The sequence below is a fragment of the Curtobacterium sp. MCPF17_002 genome (assembly GCF_003234115.2).
In the GTDB taxonomy this organism is placed as follows: Bacteria; Actinomycetota; Actinomycetes; order Actinomycetales; family Microbacteriaceae; genus Curtobacterium.
This window is the reverse complement of record NZ_CP126251.1, coordinates 3,194,913-3,221,640: the sequence shown is the minus strand read 5'-3', so window position 1 is coordinate 3,221,640 and position 26,728 is coordinate 3,194,913. Positions and strand designations below refer to the sequence as shown.

General features: G+C 72.5%; 23 protein-coding genes. 9 read left to right on the top strand and 14 right to left on the bottom strand.

Features of this window, described 5'->3' with window-relative positions:
- Positions 1-10: 10 nt before the first annotated feature.
- Genes DEJ28_RS15045 through DEJ28_RS15015 form a run of 7 tightly spaced genes read right to left on the bottom strand, consistent with a single transcriptional unit; the run spans position 11 to position 9,198 of the window.
- Positions 11-1,468: an MFS transporter gene (locus DEJ28_RS15045; protein ID WP_181433864.1), complete on the bottom strand. Its 1,458-nt coding sequence runs from the start codon at positions 1,466-1,468 to the stop codon at positions 11-13.
- A 43-nt stretch (positions 1,469-1,511) separates the two neighbouring features.
- A complete protein-coding gene (locus DEJ28_RS15040) occupies positions 1,512-3,236 on the bottom strand; it encodes an amidase (RefSeq protein WP_258368277.1) in 1,725 nt (574 codons plus the stop codon).
- Positions 3,233-4,162, bottom strand: coding sequence for a carbon-nitrogen hydrolase family protein (locus tag DEJ28_RS15035; protein ID WP_111117273.1), 930 nt, complete (start codon positions 4,160-4,162; stop codon positions 3,233-3,235). The genes DEJ28_RS15040 and DEJ28_RS15035 overlap by 4 nt, the downstream gene beginning before the upstream one ends.
- Positions 4,159-5,271 carry a pyrimidine utilization protein A gene (rutA, locus tag DEJ28_RS15030; protein ID WP_111117272.1) on the bottom strand — a complete coding sequence of 371 codons (1,113 nt, stop codon included), beginning with the start codon at positions 5,269-5,271 and terminating at the stop codon, positions 4,159-4,161. Before rutA ends, DEJ28_RS15035 begins: the two co-directional genes overlap by 4 nt.
- Positions 5,272-5,321: 50 nt before the next feature.
- Positions 5,322-6,359, bottom strand: a complete 1,038-nt coding sequence (locus DEJ28_RS15025) for an ABC transporter permease (RefSeq protein WP_111117271.1) — start codon at positions 6,357-6,359, stop codon at positions 5,322-5,324.
- Positions 6,359-8,020: a sugar ABC transporter ATP-binding protein gene (locus tag DEJ28_RS15020; protein ID WP_284180750.1), complete on the bottom strand. Its 1,662-nt coding sequence runs from the start codon at positions 8,018-8,020 to the stop codon at positions 6,359-6,361. The genes DEJ28_RS15025 and DEJ28_RS15020 overlap by 1 nt, the downstream gene beginning before the upstream one ends.
- Entirely contained in the window at positions 8,017-9,198 is a 1,182-nt protein-coding gene (locus DEJ28_RS15015; protein ID WP_111117543.1) for a sugar ABC transporter substrate-binding protein, read from the bottom strand. The genes DEJ28_RS15020 and DEJ28_RS15015 overlap by 4 nt, the downstream gene beginning before the upstream one ends.
- A 638-nt stretch (positions 9,199-9,836) precedes the next feature.
- Here DEJ28_RS15015 and DEJ28_RS15010 point away from each other — a divergent pair.
- Together DEJ28_RS15010 and DEJ28_RS15005 are read left to right on the top strand one after the other, a co-directional pair.
- Positions 9,837-10,352: an NADPH-dependent FMN reductase gene (locus DEJ28_RS15010; RefSeq protein ID WP_111117542.1), complete on the top strand. Its 516-nt coding sequence runs from the start codon at positions 9,837-9,839 to the stop codon at positions 10,350-10,352.
- Positions 10,349-10,852, top strand: coding sequence for a flavin reductase family protein (locus DEJ28_RS15005; protein WP_111117541.1), 504 nt, complete (start codon positions 10,349-10,351; stop codon positions 10,850-10,852). Before DEJ28_RS15010 ends, DEJ28_RS15005 begins: the two co-directional genes overlap by 4 nt.
- Positions 10,853-10,936: 84 nt before the next feature.
- On the opposite strand, the gene DEJ28_RS15000 is transcribed toward DEJ28_RS15005, so the two are convergent.
- The 4 genes from DEJ28_RS15000 to DEJ28_RS14985 all read right to left on the bottom strand — a co-directional run bounded on the left by DEJ28_RS15000 (position 10,937) and on the right by DEJ28_RS14985 (position 15,072).
- Entirely contained in the window at positions 10,937-12,013 is a 1,077-nt protein-coding gene (locus tag DEJ28_RS15000) for an ABC transporter permease (protein ID WP_111117540.1), read from the bottom strand.
- The gene (locus DEJ28_RS14995; RefSeq protein WP_111117539.1) at positions 12,010-12,891 is read right to left on the bottom strand and encodes an ABC transporter ATP-binding protein; all 882 of its coding nucleotides are present in this window, start codon (positions 12,889-12,891) and stop codon (positions 12,010-12,012) included. The genes DEJ28_RS15000 and DEJ28_RS14995 overlap by 4 nt, the downstream gene beginning before the upstream one ends.
- A 217-nt stretch (positions 12,892-13,108) precedes the next feature.
- Complete coding sequence (locus DEJ28_RS14990; protein ID WP_111117047.1) at positions 13,109-13,834, bottom strand: response regulator; 726 nt, start codon at positions 13,832-13,834, stop codon at positions 13,109-13,111.
- Positions 13,816-15,072: a sensor histidine kinase gene (locus tag DEJ28_RS14985; RefSeq protein WP_181433835.1), complete on the bottom strand. Its 1,257-nt coding sequence runs from the start codon at positions 15,070-15,072 to the stop codon at positions 13,816-13,818. Before DEJ28_RS14985 ends, DEJ28_RS14990 begins: the two co-directional genes overlap by 19 nt.
- A gap of 109 nt (positions 15,073-15,181) precedes the next feature.
- Between DEJ28_RS14985 and DEJ28_RS14980 the strand changes: the two genes are divergently transcribed.
- Complete coding sequence (locus tag DEJ28_RS14980; protein WP_111117045.1) at positions 15,182-16,066, top strand: CPBP family intramembrane glutamic endopeptidase; 885 nt, start codon at positions 15,182-15,184, stop codon at positions 16,064-16,066.
- 72 nt (positions 16,067-16,138) lie between these two features.
- Here the strand turns inward: DEJ28_RS14980 and DEJ28_RS14975 are convergent, their stop codons facing one another.
- The gene (locus DEJ28_RS14975) at positions 16,139-17,407 is read right to left on the bottom strand and encodes an MFS transporter (protein WP_181433834.1); all 1,269 of its coding nucleotides are present in this window, start codon (positions 17,405-17,407) and stop codon (positions 16,139-16,141) included.
- Between the two features lie 245 nt (positions 17,408-17,652).
- Here DEJ28_RS14975 and DEJ28_RS14970 point away from each other — a divergent pair, with 245 nt between their 5' ends.
- Positions 17,653-17,991 carry a YciI family protein gene (locus tag DEJ28_RS14970; RefSeq protein ID WP_111117043.1) on the top strand — a complete coding sequence of 113 codons (339 nt, stop codon included), beginning with the start codon at positions 17,653-17,655 and terminating at the stop codon, positions 17,989-17,991.
- Here the strand turns inward: DEJ28_RS14970 and DEJ28_RS14965 are convergent.
- Complete coding sequence (locus tag DEJ28_RS14965) at positions 17,897-19,150, bottom strand: MFS transporter (protein WP_111117042.1); 1,254 nt, start codon at positions 19,148-19,150, stop codon at positions 17,897-17,899. The two genes, DEJ28_RS14970 and DEJ28_RS14965, sit on opposite strands and share 95 nt — an antisense overlap.
- A gap of 29 nt (positions 19,151-19,179) precedes the next feature.
- Between DEJ28_RS14965 and DEJ28_RS14960 the strand changes: the two genes are divergently transcribed.
- Positions 19,180-19,821 (top strand): TetR/AcrR family transcriptional regulator, encoded by a 642-nt coding sequence (locus DEJ28_RS14960; RefSeq protein WP_258368235.1) that lies wholly within the window; start codon positions 19,180-19,182, stop codon positions 19,819-19,821.
- Positions 19,822-19,849: 28 nt separating this feature from the next.
- Here the strand turns inward: DEJ28_RS14960 and DEJ28_RS14955 are convergent, their stop codons facing one another.
- Positions 19,850-20,335, bottom strand: a complete 486-nt coding sequence (locus DEJ28_RS14955; protein WP_111117040.1) for an ATP-dependent zinc protease family protein — start codon at positions 20,333-20,335, stop codon at positions 19,850-19,852.
- Positions 20,336-20,454: 119 nt separating this feature from the next.
- Between DEJ28_RS14955 and rimK the strand changes: the two genes are divergently transcribed.
- From rimK to DEJ28_RS14935, 4 genes are all read left to right on the top strand, one after another.
- The gene (rimK, locus tag DEJ28_RS14950; protein WP_111117039.1) at positions 20,455-21,633 is read left to right on the top strand and encodes a 30S ribosomal protein S6--L-glutamate ligase; all 1,179 of its coding nucleotides are present in this window, start codon (positions 20,455-20,457) and stop codon (positions 21,631-21,633) included.
- A gap of 67 nt (positions 21,634-21,700) precedes the next feature.
- A complete protein-coding gene (locus DEJ28_RS14945; protein WP_111117056.1) occupies positions 21,701-22,774 on the top strand; it encodes a 3-oxoacyl-ACP synthase III in 1,074 nt (357 codons plus the stop codon).
- Complete coding sequence (locus tag DEJ28_RS14940; protein WP_111117038.1) at positions 22,771-25,515, top strand: alpha/beta fold hydrolase; 2,745 nt, start codon at positions 22,771-22,773, stop codon at positions 25,513-25,515. The genes DEJ28_RS14945 and DEJ28_RS14940 overlap by 4 nt, the downstream gene beginning before the upstream one ends.
- Before the next feature lie 136 nt (positions 25,516-25,651).
- A complete protein-coding gene (locus tag DEJ28_RS14935; RefSeq protein ID WP_111117037.1) occupies positions 25,652-26,620 on the top strand; it encodes an NAD-dependent epimerase/dehydratase family protein in 969 nt (322 codons plus the stop codon).
- Positions 26,621-26,728: the final 108 nt, after the last annotated feature.

Below are 26,728 nucleotides of genomic sequence, written 5' to 3'. Positions count from 1 at the left end.
CGGCCGACGGTCATGCGGACGTCCCCGTCTCGGGCACGGGGCCCGACGTGCCGGACCGGAGCGGTGCCTCCCGGTCCGGTGGTCCGAACGGTCCGAACGCGACGATGAGCGCGCCGACCGCCGCGCACCCGGCGAACGTGAGCGCTGCCGCCCGCACGCCGTCGACGAAGGCCTGGACGTCCGTGGCCGGCAGGCCGAGCAGACTGCCGTCGTAGGCGGCGGCCTGCTGTGCGGCCGAGAGGCCGCTCGTCGCGATGGCCAGGCCGAGCGCCGTGGAGAACAGGAACCCGGCGTTCTGCAGCGCGGACCGGATGGCGTTCGCGATGCCGCGGCGGTGCTCGGGGACCCGGGTCATCAGCGCGGAGGTGCTCGGCGTCATGAAGACGCCGGTCCCGACCCCGACCGCCCCGAGGCCGATCGCGGTCACGACGTAGGACGCGTCGTCGGCGAGCGACACCGCGAGGACCGCTGCCCCGACGGCGATGAGCAGCATCCCGATGGTGGACAGGGTGCGTGCGGGCACCCGGCGGGCGAGGACCCCGGCGCTCGCCGCGGCCACCGTCGTGCCGATCGGGGTGGGGAGCACCCAGAGCGCGGCCTCGACGGCGTCCTTGCCGCCGACCGCCTGGAACGAGAGCGAGGCGAGCAGCACGAGGGCGTAGCTCGACAGGGCACAGAGACCGGCGGCGGAGAACAGCGTGATGGTCGCGCGGTCGCGGAAGATCGCCGGGTCGACGAGCGGGTGCGCGACCCGACGCTGACTCCACACGAACACCGTGCCGAGCAGGACCGCACCCGACGCCATCGCGACCACGGGCGCGGCCGTCCACCCGGCCGAACCGCCCACCGACACGGCACCGACGAGCAGCCCGACGGCACCGACGGACAGCACCGACCCCGGCACGTCGAGGCGCTCCCCGGAGCGGGGTCGGGTGGTCCGGGGGATGAGCCGGAGCGACCAGACCAGTCCGGCGAGCGAGATCGGCACGCCGGCGAGGAAGATCCAGCGCCAGCCGAACGACTCGGTGACGAGCCCGCCGACGATCGGGCCGATGACCTGCCCGACGGCGGCGACGGTGGCGTTCAGCCCGAGACCGAGCGACAGGATCGACTCGGGGAACACGTCGGTGAGGAGCGCGGTCGTGTTCGTGACGATGGCCGCGGCGCCGACGCCCTGCACGAGGCGGGCACCGAGCAGGACGGCGGCGTCCGGGGCGAACCCGCACGCGAGCGAGGCGAACAGGAAGACGAGGATGCCGGCGATGTAGAGGCGGCGGCGACCCACGAGGTCGGCGATCCGGCCGAACACCAGGATGAGCGTCGTGGTGGTGAGCATGTAGCTGAGCAGCACCCAGCTGGACTGCAGCGCAGTGGCGTCGAGGTCGCGGCTGACGTCGGGGAGCGCGACGAGCAGCGCGCTCGAGGAGATGAAGACGAGGACGACGCTGAGGCTCGACGCGCAGAGCACCTGCCAGGCGCGTCGGCGGGCGCCGTCCTCGTCCGTGGTGCGGTTACTGATCGGCCGACCCTCTCGTGGCGGATGCCGGGGGCACCCTGCGGTGGTGGTCGGTGACCGTCTGGAACGCCGCGGCGGCCGACAGCACGAGCCGGTCGTCCCAGGGCCGGGCGACGAGCTGCACCCCGACCGGCAGACCGTCCGGGGCGGTGCCCGCCGGCATCATCAGCGCGGGGAAGCCGACGTAGTCGAACAGCCGGGTGTTCCGCGGCACGACGTCGTGCAGGTTGAACCGCTCGCCGTCGACCGACATCGTCAGGTCGTCGAGACGGGGCGCGGTCGCACCGATGCCCGGGGTGAGGACGACGTCGACGCCGGCCTCGTCCATCCGCGCCACCATCGCCGCCTGCACGAGCGGACGGCGGCGGAGGGCGCGGAGGTAGTCGGCGGCGGTGGGCGTGAACGCCACGTCGAACCGGGCACGGGTGCCGGCGTCGAACAGGTCGGCGGTGGCGGCGTTCGCCTCCTGGTTCGCGGCGAGCTCCCCGTAGAAGACGGTCCAGCACTCCGCGTCGATCGCCTCGAGGTCGTCGAACTCGATCGGCACGAAGGTCGCGCCGAGCGCGCGGAACCGTGCGACGGCGGCCTCGTGGGCGTCGAGCACGGCAGCGTCGACGCGTTCGGTGAACCAGCCGTGCGGGACCCCGATGCGGAGCCCCACGACCCGTTCCGGTGCCGCCTCGATGAGCGGGACGGCGGTCTGGGTCGTCGGGTCCTCGCCGTCGCCGCCGGCGATCACCGCGAGGACGAGCGCGAGGTCCTCGGCGGAACGCGCCATCGGGCCGACGTGGTCGAGCGTCCACGAGAGGCTCGCGACGCCGGTGCGGGGGACGAGCCCGTAGGTCGGTTTGATGCCGGTCGTCCCGCACAGCGCCGACGGCACCCGGATCGAGCCGCCGGTGTCCGAGCCGAGCGCGAGCGGGACGATGCGGGCGGCCAGGGCGGAGCCGGAGCCGGTGGACGAGCCGCCGGTCCAGCGCTCCGGGTCCCAGGGGTTCCGGACCGCGCCGTACCGGGCGTTGTGCGGGCCCCCGCAGGCGAACTCGGTGGTGGCCGCGGTGAAGACCGGGATCGCGCCGGCGGCCCGGAGCCGCGCGACGACGGTGGCGTCGGCCGGGGCCACGCGGTCCCCCGTCTGCAGCGAGCCGCTCGTGACGACGGTGCCGGCGACGTCGATGATGTCCTTCACGGCGAACGGGATGCCCTCGAGCGGCCGGGCGTCGCCGGTGGCCCAGCGGCGGGTGGACTCGGCGGCTGCCGCCCGGGCGCCGTCGACCAGCCGGAGGACGGCGTCCGACCAGACCGCGTCGTCCCGCTCCCAGTGCGGTGCGAGCGCGGTGAGGACGGCGGTCGGGGTGGTGGAGCCGTCGCGGTAGGCGGCGAGGAGCTCGGTGACGGTGGCGTCGGCGAGGTCTGCTGTGGTGCCGCCAGCAGTCGGGGCCGCCGGCGTGGTGCTCGCCGCGGTCGGGGCCGCGTCGATCGCCGCCCCGAGGAGCCGGGCGAACAGCTGTGCGCTGTGGCCCGGCTCCGCGGGGAGGGACGACGGCGACGCCGGCAGGGGATTCGCCCGGCTGTCGGCGAGTGCCTGCTCGAGCTGGGGCGCGATGGTGCCGCGCACCACGGCGAACACGTCGGTCACGTCGGTCACCCCGGTCACGTCGGTCACCCCGGTCACGTCGGTCACCCCGGTCACGTCGGTCACCCCGGTCACGTCGGTCACGCCGGGACCGCCGCTGCGTGCGCCTCGGCCAGGTAGCGGAACACGCCGGGCTGCCGGTCGCGCCCGAGGGGGAAGTCCTCCCGCGCGCTGGCCACCTCGGCCACGTCGACCGTCGCCCGGATGACCGGACCGGCCACGTGGGCGGGCGCCGAGACGACGAGTTCACCCCGGGGCGACACGATCGACGACCGGCCGAAGTAGCTGACGGTCTTGCCGTCGACGGTCTCCTCGCCGCCGCGGTTCGGCGCGACGACCCACGTCTGCGTCTCGAGGGCGCGGACCTGGAGCTCCTGGGTGAAGAGCGTCTCGCGGAAGCCCATCGAGGACACGAGCACGAGCATCACCTCGGCCCCGGCGGCACGGGACGCCAGCCAGTACTCCGGGAAGCTCCGGTCGTAGCAGATGAGCATCCCGAACCGGGTGCCGAGCGCGTCGAACACGACCGGTCCGGAGCCCGCCGCGAAGTAGTGCTTCTCGTCGACGTCGGACAGCTCGTTCGTGGGGATCGACGTCTTCCGGTAGGTCGCCACCGAGTCCCCGTGGACGTCGGTGCCGTGCACGAGCGTGCCGTCGGCGTCGATGAGCACGGCGCTGTTGTACTGCGCGTCGCCGGCGTCCTCGTAGAGCCCGAAGACCACGGCGGTCCCCAGGCGCTTCGCGGCCTCGGCGAAGCGTGCGGTCGCGGGGCCGGGGACGGGCTCGGCCCACGCCTTCCGGCTGTCGTTGCGGACGCCGCAGAAGTACGGGGTGGTGGCGAGCTCGGGGAACACGACGAGGTCGGCGCCCTCGGCCGCCTGCTCGAAGAGCGCGATGAGCTCGTCGAGCGCGGCGCCGCCGTCGGCGGGCGTCTGCCCGGCCTGGACGACCGCGACCTCGAGGACGGGTGCGGCGCCGGACGTGCTGCCGGCCGTGCTGCCGGCCGTCATGCCGTGACCGCGCTCGGGGTGACGGCGGGCGCGGAGGAGACGACGCCCTCGCGGGTGCGCATGAGCGGCTGGATGCGGGTGCCGAAGTCGTCCATGCCCTGCAGGAAGTCGTCGAAGACGAGCATGATCCCCTTCGTGCCCTCGACGTCGGCGGCCTCGTCGAGCATCGCCGCGACGTGCTCGTAGGAGCCGACGAGCGTCCCCATGTTCATGTTCACGGCGCCCTCGGGAAGCGAGATCCGCTTCGCGGTGTTGCCGTCCTCGCCGTTCGTGTCGGTGAGCGCCTGGCCGGTCATCCACGAGATCGCCTCGACGTCGATGCCGTCGTTGTACAGCTCCCACTTCGCCTGGGCGGCCTCGTCGGTCTCGTCCGCGATGACCATGAACAGGACGTACGAGCCGACGTCGCGACCGGTCTTCTCGCGGGCCTCGATGAGGCTCTTGTTCTGGTCGGCGTAGGCGGTCGGGGTGTTCACGCCGACGCCCATCGAGAAGTTGTAGTCGGAGTACTCGGCGGCGAACGCCATGCCCTGCGACGACTGCCCGGCGGAGACGATCGGGATGTGCCCGGTCGGCTTCGGCAGCATCTGGCAGTCCTTCATCGTGAAGTACTCGCCCGAGAAGTTGCTCTCGCCGTTCTCCCACAGCTCCTTCATGACCTGCATGTACTCGGTCTGGTAGGCGTAGCGGCGCTTGAAGTGCACCTCGTCGCCCGGCCAGAGGCCCATCTGGTCGTACTCCGCCTTCTGCCATCCGGCGACGAGGTTGAGCCCGAAGCGGCCGTGTGAGATCGAGTCGACGGTGGCGGCCATCCGTGCGGCGATCGCCGGCGGGATGGTGAGCACCGCGGTGGTCGCGAAGAGGCGGATCCGCTCGGTGCGTGCGGCGAGCCCGGCCATCAGCGTGAACGACTCGAGGTTCTCGTCCCAGAAGCCGCTCGGGCCGCCGTAGCCGTGCAGCTTGATCATCGAGAGGGCGAAGTCGAAGCCGTACGCCTCGGCCTTCTGCACGATCTCGAGGTTGAGGTCGAACGACGGCTTGTACTGCGGCGACGTGGTGGAGATGAGCCAGCCGTTGCTGCCGATCGGGATGAAGACTCCGATGTCCATGGGGGACTCGCTTTCTGTGGTGGTGTGGCGGGTGACGGGGAGGGAGAGGGTCAGGAACGCTTCGCGGCGGCCTTCGCGGCACTCGCCACGGAGTGCCGGCGGATGGTCTGCGAGACGGCGACGGCGACGATGAGCGCGCCGCCGTAGAACAGCTGCTGGACGAAGTTGTCGGCGCCGAGCATCTGCAGGCCGACGACCCCGGAGAACAGGAAGTAGACGGCGATGAACGTGCCGATCGCGTTGAACCGGCCGGGGACGATCGCGGTCGCGCCGAGGTAGCAGGCGGCGAACGCGGGGAGCAGGAACGACTGTCCGCTGGAGGGGTCCGCACCGCCGAGGGTGCCGGCGTAGACCACCCCTGCCACCGCCGCGGTGAGGCCGGCGCCGACGAACGCGCCGACCCGCAGCCGACGGACGTTGAGCCCGGACAGCTCGGCGACGGTGCGACCGGTGCCGACGAACAGCAGTCGGCGTCCGACCGGGGTGGCGCTCAGCACGACGAGGACGACCACGGTGGCGATGAGCCCGTAGACGAATGCGAGCGGCAGCCCCGCGAGACCGCGCCACCCGACCGTCGCCTGCACGAGTGCCGGGTCGATCCCGGTCACCGACGAGGACGCGCTCATCCACTGGATGATCCCGATCATGAACGTCGAGGTGCCGAGCGTCACGATGAACGAGTCGATGCGGAACGCCACCGTGAGCAGGCCGTTCACCAGGCCGACGACCACGCCGATCACCAGACCGACCAGGATCGCGGGCAGCAGCGGGATGTCCATCTTCGCGTTGAGGACGGCGATCGTCATCGCGGAGAGCGACATCGTCGAGGCGCCGGACAGGTCGAACTCGCCGGCGGTCAGGGGGAACAGGAAGCCGAGCGCCAGGATGAGCAGCACCGACTGGGACCCGAGGATGTTCTGCAGGTTCCCGAGCGTCGGGTAGGTGTCCGGCAGCGCGACGCTGAACGCGATGACGATGACGAGCCAGGCACCGAGCAGGGCGTACCGCTCGGTGTGGCCCCAGGAGAACCGGGGACGCGTGGGACGGACGATCGAGGTCTCGAGGACGGGTTCGGCGGTGGTGGACATCAGGCGTTCTCCTTCACGGGGGAAGCAGCAGCGGGGGAGCCGACGAGGCTGGGGTCGACGGGGCTGGGGTCGACGAGGGTGGGGTCGACGGGGGTGGAGGAGGGTTCCACGAGGCTCGCGACGACCGCCGCGGCGATGACGTCGCGGTCGATCCGGTCGCCGGTGAGCACGTCGTGCACCCGGCCGTGGGCGAGGACGACGACGCGGTCGCACATCCGGGCGAGCTGGTCGTAGTCGGTGGAGGCGCAGACGATCGAGACGCCCCGCTCGGCGCTCCGGCGGAGCATCGAGAAGATCGCGGCGCGGGCCCCGACGTCGATGCCCTGCGTCGGCTCCTGCAGCAGCACGAGCCGCGGGTCGTCCTGCATCCACTTGGCGAGGACGGCCTTCTGCTGGTTGCCGCCGGAGAGGGTGCCGAACAGTGCGGACGGATCGGCGGGCCGGACGTCGTAGTCGCGGACGAGACCGGCGACGTGCGCCCGCTCCCGTGCCGGCGACAGCCCGAACAGCCCGCGCAGGCGACCGAGGACAGGGAGCGTGACGTTCTGCTCGACCGACAGGGTCAGGGCACCGCCCTCGCGCTTCCGGTCGGCGGGGACGTAGACGACGCCGCGGGAGATCGAGGCGCCCGGCGAGGTGCGGGCGAGGTCGACGGCGGTGTCGTGCACCGTGAGCGACCCGGTCGCCGGGCGAGCGCCGTACAGGCCGGGCAGGACGTCCTCGACACCCGAGCCGGCGAGGCCCGTGATGCCGACGACCTCGCCGTCGGCGACGTCGAAGGACAGTCCCTCGACGACCCCGACGTGCAGGTCGCGGACCGTCACGACGGCGTCCCCGGTGGTGGCGGGGCGCGGGGTCCGTGCCCCCGCCTGGTCGAGGCCGCGTCCGACGATGAGCGAGACGAGCTCGTCCGCCGTCGTGGCCCGGGTGTCCCGGTGCGCCTGGACCCGGCCGGCCCGGAGCACCGTGACCCGGTCGGCGTGCTCGAGCACCTCGGACATGTCGTGCGACACCAGGAGCGCCGACGTGCGGCCGTCGGACACCAGGTCCTTGACGACGCGGAACAGCAGGTCCGCGTCCTCCTTCGGCAGGAACACGGTCGGCTCGTCGAGCACGATGAGTGCACGCTCCCCGCCGAGCTCGCCGACCGCTCGGAGGATCGCGACGAGGGCCTTCTGGGTGTCGGTCAGCTCGTCGATCCGGGCCCGTGGGTCGATGTCGACGCCGTACCGGGCGAACAGCTCGGCGGCGGCACGGTGCTCGGCGCCCCAGCGGACGAACGGCCCGCGTCCGGCCACCACGGTGGCGAGCCGGAGGTTCTCGGTGACGCTGAGCGACGGCACGAGCGCGAGGTCCTGGTGGACGAAGCTGATGCCGACGCGGCGGAAGTACCCGGGAGGCACCGGCAGGGGGAGCCGGGCGCCGCGGACCTCGATCGTCGCTCCCGCTTCCGGCGCGTACGTGCCGGAGAGGATCTTGATGAGGGTCGACTTGCCGGACCCGTTCTCGCCGAGGAGCGCGTGCACCTGACCCGGTCGGACCTCGAGCTCGACGTCGTCGAGTGCGGTGAGTCCGCCGAACCGCTTGGTGAGCCCGCTGATGCGCAGGACCGGCGCGGTGTCGTGCGCCGGGGCGACCGGTGCCTCCCGGGTGGCACTCACTTCGCCGCGCCCCAGATGGCCGCGTACCCGGTCTTGTAGGCGTCGCCGTAGCCCTTGCTCGGCGCTGGCGGGGTGCCGGTCTCGTCGACGTTGTCCTTCGTGAACACCTTGAGCGGGGTCTGCTCGTCGCCGTCCTCGATGATCGGGGTGTCGGTGAGGACCCGGCCGGCCTGGTCGAGCGTGGCGTAGGCGAGCCACTCCATGTTCTCGCCGATGTCCATCGTGAGGACGTTGCCGTCCTGCAGGATCTTCAGCACCGCCGGGGTGCCGTTGTAGGACGAGGTGAAGACCTGTCCGGTCTTGCCCGCGGCGGTGACCCCGGCCTCGACGTAGAGCGCCATCGAGTCGTACACGGGCAGGACGTAGTCGAGGTTCGGGTTCGACTGGATCGCGGACTGGACGGTGGTCGAGATCTTCGTGGCCCAGTCCGAGACCGGCACGTTCGTCACCTTGACCGTGCAGCCGTCGCAGTGCGCCTCGAACTCCTCCTGCATCGCCTTGACGATGCCGTCGGACGGCGGGACCTCGGACGACGTGATGATGAGGACGTCGCCCTGGCCCTTGGTCTCCTTGATCGCCCAGTCCGCGTTGAGCTTCGCAGACTCGTGGAACGGTGCGGTGACCTGCGCGGCGACGAGCCCCTGCAGCTGGTCGGGGAGCGCTTCGCCGGTCTGGTACGTGTGGCTGATGAGCACCGGGATGCCGGCGGCCTTCGCCCGCTTGAGCGCCGGGACGATGAGCTCGCCGTTGACGCCCTGCGCCAGGACGATGATGTCGGCGTCGCGGCTGATCGCCTGGTCGATGCCGGCGGACTGCTCGGTGGGCGTGCCCTGGTTGGTGTACTCGATCCACTTCGCGCCGTACTGCTTCGCCAGCGCCTCGCCCGCCTCGTCGACCGAGGTGATGAACGGCACCGCCGACGAGTTCGGGATGTTGAAGATCGTCTTGCCGGCGATCTTCGACATGTCGAAGGGGGCGCCCTCGAACGTGAACGCCGGGTCGACGCTCGCGGCCGTGATCTGGCTCGTGGCGTGCTCGACCCCGGCGGAGTCGTCGGCGGACCCGGTCGAGGCGGTCGACGTGGCGGAACAGGCGGACAGGAACAGCACGCCACTGAGGGCGGCGGCGAGGAGCGCGGGGCGGGCGAGCCGCGTTCGGGACGGTGCGGGGGACGACATCGGGCGGGGACCTCCAGGACGGGTGGAGCGAGGAAGGTGGTGAGCGAGTGGGGACGACGAACACCCCGCGGCGCGGGGTGGGCGGAGCAGGGCAGGACGGTGGTCCGCGTCACGGCTCGGGGTGCGGGAGAGAAGCGCTCCGCCGGCGGCGAGGCGTCCCGGTGACGGGGCCGCTGCAGTGGGGCTGATGCGAATGTAACGGCCAACGGGAGCGAGCAGGGTGCCCCGCGGTAACGGTCGTGTTAGGCGTTTGTTTCGCTGGTGTTAGGCCACCGCGGCCGAACCGTCCGCGAGCCCTCGTCCCGCGCGGTTCCGGCCCACACGATCCCGCCGCCCTTCCCCGTGGATGCGCGGATCCGCGCGATCAGCGGGCGGCGCCGGCCGGGCGAAACACGCCGGACGCACGAGTGTCGACTTCCGGTAACGGCTCTCTCGGAATCCCGACGCGCAGCACCCTCGTCGTGCTGGCGCAATGCCGGACCCGGTGCGGAGCACGTCGGTGCTGACCGGGACATTCCGGCCGCTGCGGTGCAGTGTGGCTGGCGTAACCCGACCGATACGGCACCGCCACGGAGGCGAAACGATCGGCGGGTGGACTGCACTCCACACCCCGATCACCACCACGGCAGGAGCACACGATGATCACCACCGTCGTCGCCGGCAACCCGAAGCCGGCATCGCGGACGCTCGACGCCGCGACGGTCGTCCTCGAACGGCTCACCGGCCGAGCGCCCGACCACGTCGTCGACGTCATCGAGCTCGGCCCGGGCCTCCTCGGCTGGGGCGACGAGGCGGTGGCCGAGGCCGTGCGCACCGTGTCCGGCTCCGACCTCGTCGTCATCGCGTCGCCGACGTACAAGGCGACCTACACCGGCGTCCTCAAGCTGTTCCTCGACCAGTTCGCGACGGCCGACGGGCTCGCCGACGTCGTCGCCGTCCCGCTCATGCTCGGCGCCGGCCCGGCGCACGCCCTCGCTCCCGAGGTCTTCCTCAAGCCGGTCCTCGTCGAGCTCGGCGCGACCGTCCCCGCACCGGCCCTGTACCTCAACGACAAGCACTACTCGGAGCCCGCGTCGACGGAGGCCTGGATCGCGCGTTGGCGCGGCGTCCTCCTCGGCGCGGCCACGAGCCTCCAGGAAGGAACCCGCCCATGATCAGCCCCTACTCGACCGAGGCACCCGACCTCACCGCGCTCCGCCAGGCCTTCTCCGGCTTCCCCTGCGGCGTCGCCGCGCTGTCCGCGATCGTCGACGACGAGCCGACCGTCCTCGTCGCGTCGTCCTTCACGGTGGGGGTCTCGCAGGACCCGCCGCTCGTGATGTTCGCCGTCCAGCACACGTCGACCACGTGGCCGGTGCTCGCGGGGGCCGGTACGATCGGCGTCTCGATCCTCGGCGAGGGGCACGCGCAGGTGACGCGGCAGCTCGCCTCGAAGGACAAGTCCGTGCGGTTCGTCGGGGTGGACACCGCGGTGTCCGACACCGGTTCCGTCTTCCTCGAGGGGGCGCCGATCTGGCTCGAGTGCTCGGTCGAGCACACCTACCCGGCCGGTGACCACGACATCGTGGTGCTCCGGGTCCTCGGGCTCATGTCGGACTTCGCGCACAGCCCGCTGGTCTGGCACCGGTCCGCCTTCGCGACGTTGAGCGCCTGACGGCGCGACGACCTGGACGGGAGGCCCGGATCACGTGAGCAGGTCTGCTCACGTGATCCGGGCCTCCAGTCCGGACCTGCGGCGTCAGCCGCGCAGTGCCTCCGTCAGCTTCACCCGGCTGCCGGTGCGCAGGAGCGCGTTCTCGTAGATCCGCGCCCCGACGAGCACCACGAGGACGACGGACACCAGGACGAGGACGAGGGACAGGATCGGCTCCCACCACTCGGCCGTCCCGAGGAAGATCCGCATCGGCATCCCGATCGGCGCGCTGAACGGCACGTACGACATCACGCCGAGGATCGTCGGGTTGTCGTAGGCGACGATGATGAGGATGTAGGGGATCATCACGAGCATCATCACCGGGGTGGTGACGCTGCCGACGTCCTCCTGGCGCGACACCAGCACGGCCGCCGCGGCGAACAGCGAGGCGATGAGGACGAAGCCGATCGCGAAGAAGCCGACGAACCAGAGCATGCTCGGGCCGAGCACGGTGAACATGTTGTCCTGCCCGGTCACCGCGAGGGTCACCGCCGCCGCGACCGCCACCGCCACGATCTGCGCGAAGGCCATCACGCTGTTGCCGAGGACCTTGCCGGCGAGCATGGCCCTGGCCGGGATCGCCGCCATCAGGATCTCCACCACCCGGGTCGACTTCTCCTCGACGACGCTCTGCGCGATCGACTGGCCGAAGGTCACCGCCGAGGCGAAGTAGACCACGCCGAACGCCAGCGCCACGATGTAGACGAGTCCACCGGGGATCGCGTTCGGGTCGAGCAACTCGATCCGTGGCGAGACACTGAGCGCCTGGACGACGTCGGTCGGGGCGTCGTCGAGGCCGACGACCTTGTAGCCGAGCGGGTCGTCGGAGGGCAGGACCGCCGCGTCGACGTCCCCGTTCTCGACCAGACGCTCCGCGGCCGCAGCGGTGGACGCCTCGGTGACGTCGAGACCCTTGCTCGTCGGCAGCGAGACGCCGTCGACGACCGCGATCGGGGTGGTGTCGCTCGCGGTGGCCTTGCCGACGATGCCGCCGACGACGATCGACGCCACGACCATCAGCACCAGGATGAGCGCGGACACGATGAAGGCCTTGCTGCGGACCCGGGCCTGGATCTCGCGGGCGGAGACGAGCCGCACCGCCTGCACGAACGACGCGTTCATCGGACGACCTCCCGGAAGACCTCGCTGAGCCGCGGGACCCGCGGGGTGAACGACCCGACGGTGCCGTGCTGGACGGCACGCTGCAGGACGCGCTGGGCGGTGGCGTCGTCCGCCTCGAACAGGGCGTAGCCGCCGTCGAATTCGCGGACGGTGACGCCCGGCTCGTTCCGGAGCCAGGCGACGTCCCCGTCGACCAGGAGCTCCCACGCCGCGGCACCGGCCGAGCGACGCAGTTCCTCCTGCGGACCGGCGGCGCGGATGGTGCCGCCGGCGATCACCACCACGTCGTCGCAGAGCCGCTCGACGACGTCCAGCTGGTGGCTCGAGAAGAGCACCGGGGCACCGCCGGCCGCGGCTTCGCGGAGCACGCTCAGCACGACGTCGACGGCCATCGGGTCGAGGCCGGAGAACGGCTCGTCGAGCACGAGGACCTCGGGGTCGTGGGCGAGCGCCGTGGCGACCTGCACGCGCTGCTGGTTGCCGAGGGACAGCTTCTCGACGGCGTCTTCCGCGTGCGGCGTGAGGCCGAGGCGGTCGAGCAGGTCGGTGGTGCGCGAGGCGGCCGTGCGCTTGTCGACCCCGTGCAGCCGGGCGAAGTAGGTGATCTGCTCCGCCACGGGCATCTTCGGGTAGAGCCCACGTTCCTCGGGCATGTAGCCGAACCGGCGCCGGTCGGCCGGACCGATCCGGGTGCCGTCGATCGACACGGTGCCGGAGTCGGCCTGCAGCACGCCGAGCAGGATCCGCATCGTCGTGGTCTTGCCGGCGCCGTTGCCGCCGACGAAGCCCGTCAGACGGCCGCTGCCGACCGTGAACGTGACGTCGTCGAGCACGCGGCGGTCCCCGTACTGCTTCGTCACCCCTTCGATGGTGAGCATGTCGTTCCCTTCCCCGGCGGGAGGTCCGCCTGCGGTCGACGCCGTGGCGCCTGGGTTCGACGCTATTGGCGGGGGAGGGTCGGGCGCCTCCGGCTGGGGGCGGGGATCCGTCCTCCGCCGTGCGGCGGAGGAGCGGGGCGCTCGTCCGCGCGTGCCGCTGTTGCTGCTCGTGCTGCTCGTGCGGCTCGTGCCGCGCGTGCTGCTCGTGCTGCTCGCGTCAGCGGGCGACGCCGTGCTCGAACGCCCACACGACCGCCTGGATGCGGTCGCGCAGCCCGAGCTTCTGCAGGACGTTCGACACGTGGGTCTTCACGGTGGCGTCCCCGACGTACAGCTCGGCGGCGATCTCGGCGTTGCTGAGGCCCCGGGCGAGCAGGCGGAGGACCTCGGACTCCCGCTCGGTGAGCCCGGCACCGGCGAGTGCGGCGTCCCCGTCCGGAGCGGCTGCCCCGCCCGCCGGCGGAGCGCCGGCCGCCGCTACCGCCGCTACCGCCGCTACCGCCGCTGCCGTCGCTGCCGTCGCGCGGCTGATCACCCGCCGCGTGACGTCGGGGGCGAGCAGTGCGTCACCCGCGGCGACGGTCCGGACGGCGTCGATCAGCCGTTCGGGGGAGGCGTTCTTCAACAGGAAGCCGCTCGCCCCGGCCTCGAGCGCCTGGAACAGGGCGTCGTCATGGTCGAACGTGGTGAGGATGAGCACCGCGGGCGGGTCCGGCAGCGCCGCGATCCGCCGTGCCGCCTCGAGCCCGTCGACGTTCGGCATCTGCACGTCGAGGCAGACCACGTCCGGTCGCTCGGCACGGACGACGTCGACCGCCTCGGCACCGTCCCGCGCTTCGCCGACCACGCGGAAGCCCGGCTCGGACTCGAGGATGACGCGGAAGCCGGCCCGGACGAGTTCCTGGTCGTCGGCCAGCACGACGGTCAGGTCGTCGGGAGCCATGCTCGCACCAGGTAGCCTCCCCGGGCGCGTGGCCCGATCTCGATCCGTCCGTCCACCGCGGCCACGCGTTCGCGCATGCCCACGTGGCCGAGTCCGCTGCCGGTCGTGTTCCGCGGTGCCCGGTCGCCGTGGCCGTCGTCGCAGACCTCGACCTCGACGCCGCCGTCGAGGTACCGGACGCGGACGTCGGCGTGGGCGCTCGGGCCGGCGTGCTTGAGGACGTTCGTCACGGCCTCCTGCGCGATCCGGTAGGCCACCGCGGACACCGTCGGTGGGACGGTCCGGGGTTCGCCGACGACGACGTACTCCGTCGGGTGCCCGGCCGTCCGTGCGGAGTACGCGAGCTCACCGATCCGACTGAGTCCCTCGGTGCTCGGGGCGCTTCCGGTGTCCTCGTCCGCCGAACGCAGCGTGCCGAGCATCCGCCGCAGTTCCTCGACCGCGGTGCGGGCGCTCTCCTCGACCACCCCGAGCGAGGCGGCCGCCTGGGCCGGGTCGCGGTCGATCACGCGGCGCGCGGCACCGGCCTGGACGCCCATGAGCGAGACGTGGTGGGCGACGACGTCGTGCAGTTCGCGGGCGATCCGGACGCGTTCGATCGTGATCGCCTGCGCCGCGCTCCGTTCACGTTCTGCGGCGAGCTCAGCGGTGCGCTCGTCGAGCTGGTGCCTCGCCACGGCCGACGCCCACGCCCGGTTGCCCGCGTACCAGGCGGCACCGAAGTAGATGACGTTGATCACGATGTTGAGCAGCGAGTAGGCGATGGCGGGCGGGATGATCGCGTCGGCCTCGTTCGGCAGCGCGTTCGGGACCGCCCAGCCGAAGGAGATCGCGATGAACAGCCACGCGAACATGCCGCCGATGACGACCCAGCGGACGACCTCGGCGCGGACCCGGTCGGAGCACCACGCCCCGACCGTGTACAGCGAGATGAACAGCGTGAAGTTGACGAGGAAGACCTCGGGCACGTGGAAGAGCTGCGTGGACGCGAACGCCAGCGCCGACACCAGGGCGACGCTCATCGGGAAGCGCCGGCGGAACGCGATCGGCACCACGTTCGCCAGGAGCACCAGCGCGGACACCCACCAGGTCGCCTGGTCGTCGCCGTAGACGCCGGACGCCCCGTACAGGAACGTGGTGATCGTCAGCCCGCCGGCGAGCACGACCGCCAGCACGACGTCCTGGCGGTACTCGAGGCGCCCCACCGGCAGCCGTGACCACTCCGCCGTCGTCCCCATGCGCACAACGGTAGCGGGTGGGCCGGCGGTGTCCCCAGTGCGCCCGTTGGCCGCGGGCAGGAGGGCTGCCATGCTTGGCCCGACCACGTTCCCAGGGAAACGAGACGCGATGGCCGACACCACCGACCGAAGACTCCGAGCAGGGACCGACAACGGATGGCGTCGGTTCTGGGACCGCGGTGGCTGGTGGCGCGCAGTCCTCGCGGTCGTCGCGTACCTCGCGGTCTACACGGGCGTCGGGTGGCTCAGCGCCCACACCGTCGGCCGCGGCGTCACCGGCGACATCCTGTCGTCGCCCGGGAACGTCGTCCTCGGGCTGGCGCTGCCGATCCTCGTGATGGGGATCCTGACGCTCGCGTTCGTGCGCTCGCTCGGCTGGCAGCGCGAGGTGTTCGGTCGTCAGCCGATCGCCGGCCGCGGATGGATGTGGATCGCGGTGGCGCTCCTCCTCGTGCCGGTCGTGGTCCGGGTCGTCGCGACGAACTGGTCGGCGTACTCGGTCGCGGTGGTGTTCGCGGTGCTGTTCCTCGGGCTGTGCATCGGGTTCACCGAGGAGCTCATCGCCCGAGGGGTCGCCGTCACCCTGCTCCGTCGCGGACACCACTCGGAGCGGGTCGTCGCACTGCTGTCGTCGCTGCTGTTCGGCCTCATGCACGCAACGAACGCGATCTCGGGGGCGAACCCCCTGACGGTGCTGCTCACGGTGGTCTACACGTTCGGGATCGGCGTCATGCTCTACCTGTCGATGCGGGTCACGGGCAGCATCGTCCCGGCGATCCTGCTGCACGCGGCGACCGACCCGACCACGATCCTCGCCACCGGTGGGATCGATGGCCAGTCGGCGACGTCCGGTGGTGCCGGGCTCATCGCGTTCGCCGGTGTGTTCAACATCCTGTACCCGGTCCTCGGACTGCTCGCGCTCTTCCTCATCAAGGGCTGCGTCGACGCGCGTCGCGACGTGGACGACGCGGCGAGCGTCGGCCAGGGCGTCTGACTGGAGGCGCGGCGGACGTGACCGACGTCGGTCACGTGATCCGCGCCTCCAGGCCAGAGCGGGTGGCGGCCCTCAGACGTCGGCGTCAGCGGGTGTCGCCACGCGGACGCGCGACGGCAGGCCCGCCACAGCGGCTCGCCACGTCCAGGCCGCAGCCCCGAAGACCAGCGCGGTCAGGGCCCAGAGCAGCCACGGGACGTCGGTGTCGAGCAGACCGAGCGTGAGCGGGAACAGTGCCATGCCCACCGAACCCGCCGTCTGGAAGACGCCGATCGCCCGGCCCCGGATCCTCGGGTGCGGCGCCTCCGCCATCACCGCGTTCGCGGCCGGGAGCGCGAGCATGTCCGCGATCGCCAGCAGCACGGCGACGGCCACGACGTACGACCACGCCGCGAGCCCGTCGAGCGACGGGAGCACGATGAGCGGCACCGCCGTCAGCCCGGTCAGGGCGGCACCGACGGCCACGAGCACGCCACGGTCGATGCCGGCGACCCAGCGGGTGACCGAGGTCTGCAGGCACGCGGCGAGACCGGTCGCGACCGCGAACTGCACGGGCGCGACCGCGGCGGGCATGTGCCAGCGCTCGATGAACAGGACGCTCAGCGCGACGTTCGGCAGCACCATCGCCGGCCCGAGGAGGAACTGCCCCAGCGTGATGAGCCGCATCGAGCGGTCGGCGGCGAACTCGCGGAGGGAACCCGTCCGGACGTCGTCGCCCGCCCGCCCGACTGGTTCCGCGGAACGGACACCACCGGTGCGCTGCGTGGCGAACACGACCGCGGCGGCGACGCTCGTCACCACGTTCGCGAGCACCAGCCACCGCAGCCCGTCGTGGCCCCCGCTCGTCAACGTGACCGCGGCGACGACCGCGCCGGCGCCGAGGGCCGCGGCCTTGGTGGCCTCGAGGAAGGCGAACCACCGCTCGAACGGACGACCGGCCGACAGGTCGTGGACGTACGCCGTCCACGACGTCCAGTAGAGCCGCTCGGACGCGCTCGCCAGGAGGATCGCCGCGAACACCACGACGGGGTCGTGCGCGACCAGGTACAGCGTGAAACCCGCGGCGGACAGCAGGTTGTTGGTGATCATCGACGCCCGGGCGCCGAACCGGTCGGTGAGCACCCCGCCGACGAGCCCCACGGGCAGGGCGAGCAGCGACGCCGCGGTGGAGAGCACGCCGATCACCGCGAGGGAGAGGTCGGTCGTCAGGGTGAAGTAGACGATCGTCAGCGGCAGCGTGAGGCCGGCGCCGATCGTGTCGACGAGGACCGCGAACGTGACGAAGCGGTGCTCGGTGAGCGTGGAGAACGAGGCCCGGAAACGGGCACGGATGGAGAACACGGGGAATCCCTCGGAGTCGTCGCGCGGCATCGGTGCCGCGCGGGCGTACTGGAAGCGCGCGGACCGTGTGGTCCGCGTGGAGGGGGAGCCGGCTCAGGTGCCGGCTCAGCGCTTCGTTGCCATGACTCCGCTGTCGAGTGGTGTGTTCGAAGGTGGTGCGTGTTGGTGGCGTCCTCGTCGTGAGGAGTGCTCGCCGTCACCGTAGCGCAGGAGTAGCCTCCCGCCAACGAGCAAGGGGAGAAACGATGCAGTTCCTCGTCAACGTCATCGACGACGGGCAGGCCCAGGCCGCCGGTCGGACGGAATCCGGGACCCAGGCCGAGATGGACGCGGTCGACGCCTTCAACACTCGCCTCGGCGACGCGGTCGTCCTCGCCGCAGGGGTGTCCGCGCCCGCCGACGCCACCGTGGTCGACGCTCGCTCCGGGACGACGAACACCACGCCGGGGCCGATCGTCGCCGCGGACGAGTACGTCGCCGGGTTCTGGGTCATGGACCTGCCGGATGCCGAGACCGCCCTGCGTGTGGCCGCCGAGGCGTCGGTGGCGTGCAACCGGAAGATCGAGCTCCGTCCGATCCTCTGAGACGTCGCCCGAACGCCGCCGGGACCGTGCTGGCGACGGTCACGACGGCGCCGGCCACGAACGTGATGACGGGCCCCGCCGCGCCGATGAGCCCTCCCGCCGCGGCCGCACCCGCCGCCTGGCCGAGGACGAGCGCCACGAACAGCATCGACGTGCCCGCTGCCGCGCGGTCCGCGTCGAGCTCGGTCGTCCAGGCGATGAGCGCTCCGGTCGCCGCCGTGTAGCCCCAGCCGAACACGGCGCAGGCGAGCAGCGCGACGGCCGTCCACTGCGGTGCGACCCCGAGCACGAGGACGGCGACCGCGACCGATCCCGTCGTGACGACCCAGAGGGTGCGGGCGCGGAGGCCGCTCGTCCAGCGTGCCGTGACGGCGACCGACGCGCCGCCGAGGCCCAGCGCGATCCAGGCCGACACCGACACCACGACCGGTGCGCCGACGTCGACGAGGACCGAGCGGCCGTACGTCCACATGACCGCCGAGCCGGCGCCGAACAGCAGGGCGAGCAGGAGCACTCCGCGGTGGGCGGTGAACCAGGGTGCTCCGGGAGCGGGTGGGGCCGGGATGCCCTCGTGCTCGTCGCCACCCCGCCGGGCCGCACTTCGCTGGGCAGCACCGAGCAGCACGGCGCCGACGACGAGCGTGAACGCCCCCGACCAGCCCCACGCCGTCCGCCAGTCGGGCAGGAGCACGAGGGCGAGCGCGCCGGCCCCGACCAGCCCCGGCCCGGTGCCCGAGTTCACGACCGCCTGTGCCCGCGTCTGCGCCGCCTCGGGGATCTGCTCGGCGACGAGTCGCACCAGGGCGGGGGAGGCCAGTCCGGCGCCTGCGGAGGCGATCACCGACGCGACGCCGAACGGCAGCGGACCCGCGGCGGCGGCCATGCCGAGGGCCCCGCCGCCCGCGACGACCGCAGCGACCGCGACGAGCGCACGCGGGACACGGGCGGCCAGGACGAACCCGGCGACCGCGGCCAGGCAGTACACTCCGGACGCGCCGGACGAGATCCAGCCCGCGGCGTCGGCGCGGAGGCCGAGGTCGCGCTGCACGTCCGGCAGGAAGAGCCCGTACGCGAGCCGCACGAGACCGTAGGTCGCCGCGATGAGCCCGAGCCCGCTCGCGAGGAGGACACGCTGTCGTAACGAAAACGATCGTTTCACTTTTCAGAGCCTAGGGTGCAGGTGTGGTCATGCGTCCAGGAACCGAGCAGAAGCTCCTCGACGCCGCCGAGGAGCTCTTCTTCACGCAGGGCATCGCCGCGACGCCGATCGACGCCGTGCTCGAACGCGCCGGCATCTCCAGCGCCACGCTCTACCGCGGCTACCCCAGCAAGGAGTCCCTCGTCGCCGCCGCGCTCCGGCGCCGGCACGACGACTGGGCCCGGACATGGGACCGTGCGGCCGAGGCCGCCCGGGACGACCGAGGGCGGTTGCTGTCGGTGTTCGACGCGCTCGACGCCTACCGCTCGACGCCGACGGGATCTCGGTGGTGCGCGTTCCTCGGGACCGCCGCCGAGTACGCGGACACCCCCGGGGACGTCCGCGCCGTCCTCGACCTCGAGACCGGGACCCTGCGTCGCCGTCTCGTCGGCTTCGCGATGCCGCTGGTCCACGATGGTGCGGCGGCGCTCGCCGACCAGCTGCTGCTCGTCGTGTCGGGGTACCTCGCGATGCGTCTCCGCGACCCGGCGCTCGGCACCGAGACTGCGCGCCAGGTCGCCGCGGCCCTGGTCGACGCCGGCGTGGCCGGCCCCGCCCCGGGCGCCGAGATCGCACTTCCTGCCGCATCGCGCGCCCCCGGGCGACCCGAAGTGCGATCTCGGCGGACCTGAGCGGCGTGTCGCGAGACCTCGAACGACGTCAGGCGGCGCGACCGCGGTTGCGGCGGCGGATCTCCTTGGGTGCCCGTCCGGCCATGAACGACCGCGCCGGGTCGACGAGGAACCCCTGACGGAGGGCCTCACGACCGACGAGCATCCGGAAACCCATCTGGTCGCGGTTGCTCAACGTGACCTCGGCCTGGAAGACACGCCCGGCGAGGGTCATCTCGGTGAGGACCACGATCCGCTCCTGCGTGTGCCCGGTCGAACTGCGGACGGTGCGCCGGTCGTGCACGTCGCACTCGACGGTGACGGCGTCGGCGTCGGTGTCCTGCCACGGGTGCAGTGAGAACCGCACCCGATCGCCGGGGAGTTCCTCGAGGTCGAACGCATGCAGCGCGGAGCTGCGGGCGCCGGTGTCGAGCTTCACCTTGATCCACGGGATCCCGAGGTCGGGCAGCCCGGCCCACTCCCGCCACCCGGCGACGACGAGACCGCCGTTCGGGGACTTCGGAGCGCGGGCCATGCGCCCATCCTGGCGCATGCCCGGACGTGCGTCCGCATGCTTGGATGGAGCGTCGTCGACGACTGCGCGCCGCCGAAGACAGCCCACCGCCAGATCCAGGACCCCGCGGAGCAGCACCGATGAAACTCGCCATCCTGTCGCGCGCCCCGCGTGCGTACTCGACCGAGCGCCTCCGGGCCGCCGCGATCGACCGCGGGCACGAGGTGAAGGTCCTCAACACCCTGCGCTTCGCCATCGACCTGTCCGGCGAGGACCCCGACCTGCTCTACCGCGGCAAGCTCCTCAGTGACTACGACGCCGTCCTGCCCCGCATCGGCAACTCGATCACGTACTACGGCACCGCGGTCGTGCGGCAGTTCGAGCAGATGGACGTGTACACGCCGAACACGGCGACGGGGATCACGAACTCGCGCGACAAGCTCCGGGCGAACCAGATCCTGTCCCGGCACCACATCGGGATGCCGGCGACCACGTTCGTGAACAGCCGGGCCGACGTGCGCGGTGCGATCGAGCGGGTCGGCGGCGCACCGGTCGTCATCAAGCTGCTGGAGGGCACGCAGGGCATCGGGGTGATCCTCGCGCCGGAGGAGAAGGTCGCCGAGTCCATCGTCGAGACGCTGCACTCGACGAAGCAGAACGTCCTCATCCAGTCCTTCATCTCGGAGAGCCGCGGCAAGGACATCCGGGCACTGGTGGTCGGCGACCGGGTCGTCGCGGCCATGCGGCGGAGCGCGTCCGGCGACGAGTTCCGGTCGAACGTGCACCGCGGCGGGACGGTCGAGAAGGTGACGTTGACGCCGGAGTACGAAGAAGCGGCTGTCCGTTCGGCGCAGATCATGGGCCTCCGGGTCGCCGGCGTCGACATGCTCGAGGGCAACGACGGCCCACTCGTGATGGAGGTCAACTCCTCGCCCGGGCTGGAGGGCATCGAGCGGGCAACGGGCCTCGACGTCGCCGGCGCGATCATCGACTTCATCGGCAACCAGGTCGCCTTCCCGGAGATCGACGTCCGCCAGCGGCTGACGGTCTCGACGGGGTATGGCGTGGCCGAACTGCTCGTGCACACCAACGCGGACCTGGTCGGGAAGACGATCAAGGAGTCCGGCCTCTGGGACCGTGACATCACGGTGCTGACCCTGCACCGCGGCGCGACGGTGATCCCGAACCCGCGGAGCGGCGTCGAGCTGCAGGCCAGCGACCGACTGCTGTGCTTCGGCAAGCTCGAGGAGATGCGGTCGATGGTCCCCGACCGCCGGCGCCGCCGGAGTCGGGTCCGGAAGCTCCCGAAGGACGCCTGACGACACCGTTCAGCGCACCCGGATCGCGCGCACAGCCGGAATGCGGAAGTATGTGTCGGTGACGATCATGACGGAACGGCCGGTCGACCAGTCGACGAGCAGCGATCCGGAGCGGCCGGGCAACGCCACGGCGAAGCACCAGAACGTGTCGCTCCTGTCCGTGGCGACGACCACGGCCGAACGGGTGACGACCTCCGCGGACATCGAGGCACGCCTCCGCGGGGTGCTCCGTCGACTCCGCCTGCCGATGGGTCTGCTCGAACGCGTCGCGGGTGTCACCGAGCGCCGCAACTGGGGCGAGGGCCAGACCTTCCAGGATGCCGCGATCGACGCCGGCCGTCGCGCGATGGCCGAGGCGGGTGTCCGCCCGGAGGACATCGGCCTCCTCATCAACACGTCGGTGACCCGTCCGCACCTCGAGCCGTCCGTCGCGGTCCGCCTGCACCACGGGCTCGGCCTGCCGACCTCGGCGATCAACTTCGACATCGCCAACGCCTGCCTCGGCTTCGTCAACGCGATGAGCGTCGCCGCCGGCATGATCGACTCCGGCCAGATCAAGTACGCGCTCGTCGTGGACGGCGAGGACGCCGACCAGGTGCAGCTCAACACGATCGACCGCCTCAACCAGGGTGGCCGGAACCGCAAGGACTTCATGAGCGAGTTCGCGAGCCTGACCCTCGGGTCCGGTGCCGCGGCCGCCGTGCTCGGCCCGTCCGACGCCCACCCGGAGGGACACCCCATCATCGGTGGCGTCACCCGTGCCGCGACGCAGTGGTACGACCTGTGCGTCGGCAGCGTGGACGGCATGTTCACCGACGCGAAGATGCTGCTCAAGGGCGGCATGGAGCTCGTGGTCGCGGCCTGGAACGAGGCCCGCGCGCACTTCGACTGGGCCGACATGGACCGGTACGTGCTGCACCAGGTCTCCGACGTGCACACCAACGCCTTCGTCGAGGCGATCGGCATCCCGCGTGCCAAGGTCCCGACGACGTACCAGCGCTTCGGCAACGTCGGGCCGGCGTCGATCCCGATCACCCTCGCGGACGAGGTCGCCAACGGCGGCATCACCCGCGGCGACCGGGTGTTCCTCGGTGGCGTGGGGTCCGGCATCAACACGGCGATGATGGAACTGCGCTGGTGAGGTCCAGCCTCCCGCGCGTCGCCGCTGCTGCGGCTCCGGCGACGCTCCCGCCGCCCCTGCCCGGACTCGACCCGGCTTGGTCCCGTCTCGTGACGGTCCCCGGGACGACGGGCGACCGGCCGGGAGGCGCGGATCGCCCCGAGCGGACCTGGCACCTCCTCGACACGGCCGGTTCCCTGGACGCCCTCGGCGTGCGTCCGGTGGGCACCCTGCTCTGCGTGCACGGCAACCCCACCTGGTCGTACCTGTGGCGGTCCGTCGCCGCGCGGTCGCTCGAGATCGCCCGCAGTGGCGGCCCGGCGTGGCGCGTCATCGCGGTCGACCAGCTCGACATGGGCTTCTCGGAGCGCACCGGGCAGCAGCGTGGCCTGCCCGAACGCGTCCGCGACCTCGGCGCACTGACCGACGAGCTCGGACTCGCAGGCCCAGTGGTCACCCTCGGGCACGACTGGGGCGGCGTCGTCTCCCTCGGGTGGGCGGTCGACCACCCGGAGCTCGTGGTGGCGGTCGCGACGTGCAACACCGCCGTGCACCAGCCCGCCGACGCCCCGATCCCGGCGCCGCTCCGGTTGGCGCTCCGCCCCGGACTCCTCGGCCGTGCGACCGTCCTGACGCCGGCGTTCCTCGAGACCACCCTCGCGATCGCGCACCCGAAGCTCGACCGCGTGACCGCCGACGCCTACCGGGCGCCGTACCGCGGAGCCGCACGCCGCGGCGGCATCGGCGGGTTCGTCGCGGACATCCCCGTCGACCAGGCGCACCCGAGCGCGCCCGAACTCGACCGGATCGCGGCGGGCGTCGCGGCGCTCGAGGTCCCCGCGCTCCTGCTGTGGGGCCCGCGCGACCCGGTGTTCCTCGAGCGGTACCTCGACGACCTCGCCGAGCGGCTGCCGCAGGCGGACGTGCACCGCTTCGAGGGTGCCGGCCACCTGCTTCCGGACGACGCCGACGTCGCCGGGACGGTGTTCGAGTGGCTCGGTGACCGCCTGCCGGACGGCCACGCACCCGTCGGGGCCGAGCCGCGCCTCCAGGCCGTCGCCGCGGAGCCGTCGGACGCGAGCCGCCCGCTCTGGGCGGCACTCGACGACCTGCGCGACAGCGACGAGCCCGCGCTCGTCGAGATGGCCGCACCGGGCGGCACCCGCACCGTCTCGTGGCGGCTGCTCGCCCGCCGGGTCGAGGAGATCGCAGCCGGACTCGTCGACCTCGGCGTCCGCCCAGGTGACCGCGTCTCGCTGCTCGTCACGCCGGGAGCCGACCTCACCGCCGTCCTGTACGCCTGCGTGCGCATCGGCGCGGTCGTCGTCGTGGCCGATGCCGGACTCGGGCTGCGCGGGCTGACCCGTGCCGTCCGCGGAGCCCGCCCGGACTGGATCATCGGCGCCCTGCCCGGTCTCGGTGCCGCACGCGCGCTCGGGTGGCCGGGCCGTCGCATCGCGACCGTCTCGTTGCCGGCAGTCGCACGTCGGGCGCTGCGGGTCGAGCACACGCTCGTCGACGTCGCCCGGGTCGGACGCCGTCGTCTCGCGGCCGGTCCCGGACTGCCGGACGCGCCGTCGTCGGACGCTCCGGCCGCGGTCCTGTTCACCTCCGGGTCGACCGGTCCGGCGAAGGGCGTCGTGTACACGCACGGCCAGCTCGGCGCCGTTCGCGATGCCCTGGCGACCCAGTACGACATCGGTGTCGGCACCGGACTCGTCGCCGGGTTCGCACCGTTCGCCCTGCTCGGACCGGCGCTCGGTGCGCGCTCGGTGGCGCCGGACATGGACGTCACCGCGCCCCGGACCCTCACGGCGACGGCGGTCGCCGCGTCGGTGACGGCTGCTGACGCGACCGTGGTGTTCCTGTCACCGGCAGCGCTGGCGAACGTCGTGGCGACGGCGTCCGTGCTCACCGACGCCGAGCGTGCGGCGCTCGGCCGCGTGCGGCTGTTCCTGTCGGCGGGCGCTCCGGTGTCGGCTGCGCTGCTGACCGCGGCGACGGAGCTCATGCCGAACGCCAGCGCGCACACCCCCTACGGCATGACCGAGGGGCTCCTCATGACGGACGTCGACCTCGACGGGGTGCGCGCCGCTGCTGCCGCTGCCGACGACGGGATCTGCGTCGGGCAGCCCGCCGCGAACGTCCGTGTCCGCATCGCCCCGCTCGACGCAACGGGGCAGCCGACCGGAGCCCTGACCGCCGAAGCCGGCGTCACGGGCGAGATCGTCGTCGCGGCGCCGCACGTGCGGGAGCGGTACGACCGGCTCTGGCGGACGAACCGGGTGTCCCGGCTCGACGTGGACGATCCCCGCGGACACCGCACCGGCGACGTCGGACACCTCGACGCGGCCGGGCGGCTCTGGGTCGAGGGACGGCTCCAACACGTGCTCACCACCCCGTTCGGAGTCATCACACCGGTCGGACCCGAGCAGCGCATCGAGCGCGTCGACGGTGTGGGCCGTGCCGGTCTCGCGGGCATCGGGCCGAGCGGGACGCAGCAGGCCGTCGCCGTCGTCGAGACGAGTGACCCGCGCGGTCGCGGTCGCGGTCGCGGTCGGCGTCGGCGTCCGGGTCGTCCGGCCCTCGCCGAGCCCGTGCTCGCCGCTGCCGTGCGTGCTGCGGCCGGGATCCCGCTCGCCGCGGTCCTCACCGTGCCCGTGCTGCCGACCGACATCCGCCACAACTCGAAGGTCGACCGTGCACGGCTGTCGCGGTGGGCTGCGTCGGTGCTGTCCGGCGGACGGATGGTCCGGCCGTGACGGGCGCGTGCGCCGGCGCGTGCGCAGCGTTCTCACGCGCTCAGCGACAGTTCACGCGTCGTGCGACGCGTGAACTGTCGCTCAGCGCGAAACCCCGCCCGGCGTCGGTGCTCTCCGGCGGAAGGATGGTCCGGCCGTGACCGTCCTCGTCACCGGGGCCAGCGGTTTCCTCGGGCGGGCGACCGCTGCGGCCGTGCGGGATGCCGGGCACGAGGTCCGGACGTTCCAGCGCCGACCCTCGGGGGTGTCCGGGGTCACGGACGTGCTCGGCTCGATGACCGATGCCGAAGCGCTCGCGCGTGCGGTGGACGGCGTCGAGGCGGTCGTGCACCTCGCCGCGAAGGTGTCGCTCGCGGGCGACCCGGCCGACTTCGTCCGCGTCAACGTCGACGGCACGCGGGCCCTCGTCGACGCCGCCCGCCGGGCCGGGGTCCGACGGCTCGTGTTCGTGTCCTCACCGTCCGTCGCGCACACCGGGTCGTCGCTCGTCGGCGTCGGGGCCGGCCCGGCCGAACCCGCGCGTGCCCGTGGCGACTACGCCCGCACGAAGGCCGCTGCCGAGCTGATCGCCCTCGAGGCCGACGCCCCGGACTTCGCGGTCGTCGCGGTCCGGCCGCACCTGGTGTGGGGGCCGGGCGACACGCAGCTCGTCGGGCGGATCGTCGACCGGGCACGGAAGGGGCGGCTGCCGCTGCTCGACTCCGGTGCCGCGCTCATCGACACGCTCTACGTCGACAACGCCGCGTCCGCGATGGTCGCCGCGCTGGCCCACGCCGCCGACGACGGGGTGCACGGGAACGCCTACGTCGTGACGAACGGCGAGCCTCGGCCCGTCGCCGAGCTGCTCGCGGGCATCTGCGAGGCGTCCGGGGTCCCGGCGCCGCGGGTGCACGTGCCCGCCGGGGTCGCCCGCGCTGCCGGGTCGCTCGTGGAGGTCGTCTGGCGGGTCCGCCCGGGGGAGGACGAGCCGCCGATGACGCGCTTCCTCGCCGAGCAGCTGTCGACGGCGCACTGGTTCGACCAGCGCCGCACGCGTCGCGACCTGCAGTGGGCACCGACGGTGTCGATCGACGAGGGCCTGTCGCGCCTGGCTGCCGCGCGCTGACGCCGTGCGCAGGCCGTGTGCCGAGTCTCGGCTGGGCGGTCACTTCTCGCGCTCTGACGGCGCGAAACTGTCCGAAGCGCCGAGTCTCGGGGCGGTCGCCCCGGCGGC

Excerpts from the sequence above, each read along its gene's own strand:
- DEJ28_RS15010 (WP_111117542.1), top strand. The coding sequence starts at position 9,837 with ATGATCACCACCGTCGTCGCCGGCAACCCGAAGCCGGCATCGCGGACG.
- DEJ28_RS14970 (WP_111117043.1), top strand. The coding sequence starts at position 17,653 with ATGCAGTTCCTCGTCAACGTCATCGACGACGGGCAGGCCCAGGCCGCC.
- DEJ28_RS14960 (WP_258368235.1), top strand. The coding sequence starts at position 19,180 with ATGCGTCCAGGAACCGAGCAGAAGCTCCTCGACGCCGCCGAGGAGCTC.
- DEJ28_RS14995 (WP_111117539.1), bottom strand. The coding sequence starts at position 12,891 with ATGCTCACCATCGAAGGGGTGACGAAGCAGTACGGGGACCGCCGCGTG.
- DEJ28_RS15000 (WP_111117540.1), bottom strand. The coding sequence starts at position 12,013 with ATGAACGCGTCGTTCGTGCAGGCGGTGCGGCTCGTCTCCGCCCGCGAG.
- DEJ28_RS14945 (WP_111117056.1), top strand. The coding sequence starts at position 21,701 with ATGACGGAACGGCCGGTCGACCAGTCGACGAGCAGCGATCCGGAGCGG.
- DEJ28_RS15035 (WP_111117273.1), bottom strand. The coding sequence starts at position 4,162 with ATGACGGCCGGCAGCACGGCCGGCAGCACGTCCGGCGCCGCACCCGTC.
- DEJ28_RS14985 (WP_181433835.1), bottom strand. The coding sequence starts at position 15,072 with ATGGGGACGACGGCGGAGTGGTCACGGCTGCCGGTGGGGCGCCTCGAG.
- DEJ28_RS15025 (WP_111117271.1), bottom strand. The coding sequence starts at position 6,359 with ATGTCCACCACCGCCGAACCCGTCCTCGAGACCTCGATCGTCCGTCCC.
- rutA (WP_111117272.1), bottom strand. The coding sequence starts at position 5,271 with ATGGACATCGGAGTCTTCATCCCGATCGGCAGCAACGGCTGGCTCATC.
- DEJ28_RS14955 (WP_111117040.1), bottom strand. The coding sequence starts at position 20,335 with ATGGCCCGCGCTCCGAAGTCCCCGAACGGCGGTCTCGTCGTCGCCGGG.
- DEJ28_RS15005 (WP_111117541.1), top strand. The coding sequence starts at position 10,349 with ATGATCAGCCCCTACTCGACCGAGGCACCCGACCTCACCGCGCTCCGC.
- rimK (WP_111117039.1), top strand. The coding sequence starts at position 20,455 with ATGAAACTCGCCATCCTGTCGCGCGCCCCGCGTGCGTACTCGACCGAG.
- DEJ28_RS14990 (WP_111117047.1), bottom strand. The coding sequence starts at position 13,834 with ATGGCTCCCGACGACCTGACCGTCGTGCTGGCCGACGACCAGGAACTC.
- DEJ28_RS14980 (WP_111117045.1), top strand. The coding sequence starts at position 15,182 with ATGGCCGACACCACCGACCGAAGACTCCGAGCAGGGACCGACAACGGA.
- DEJ28_RS15015 (WP_111117543.1), bottom strand. The coding sequence starts at position 9,198 with ATGTCGTCCCCCGCACCGTCCCGAACGCGGCTCGCCCGCCCCGCGCTC.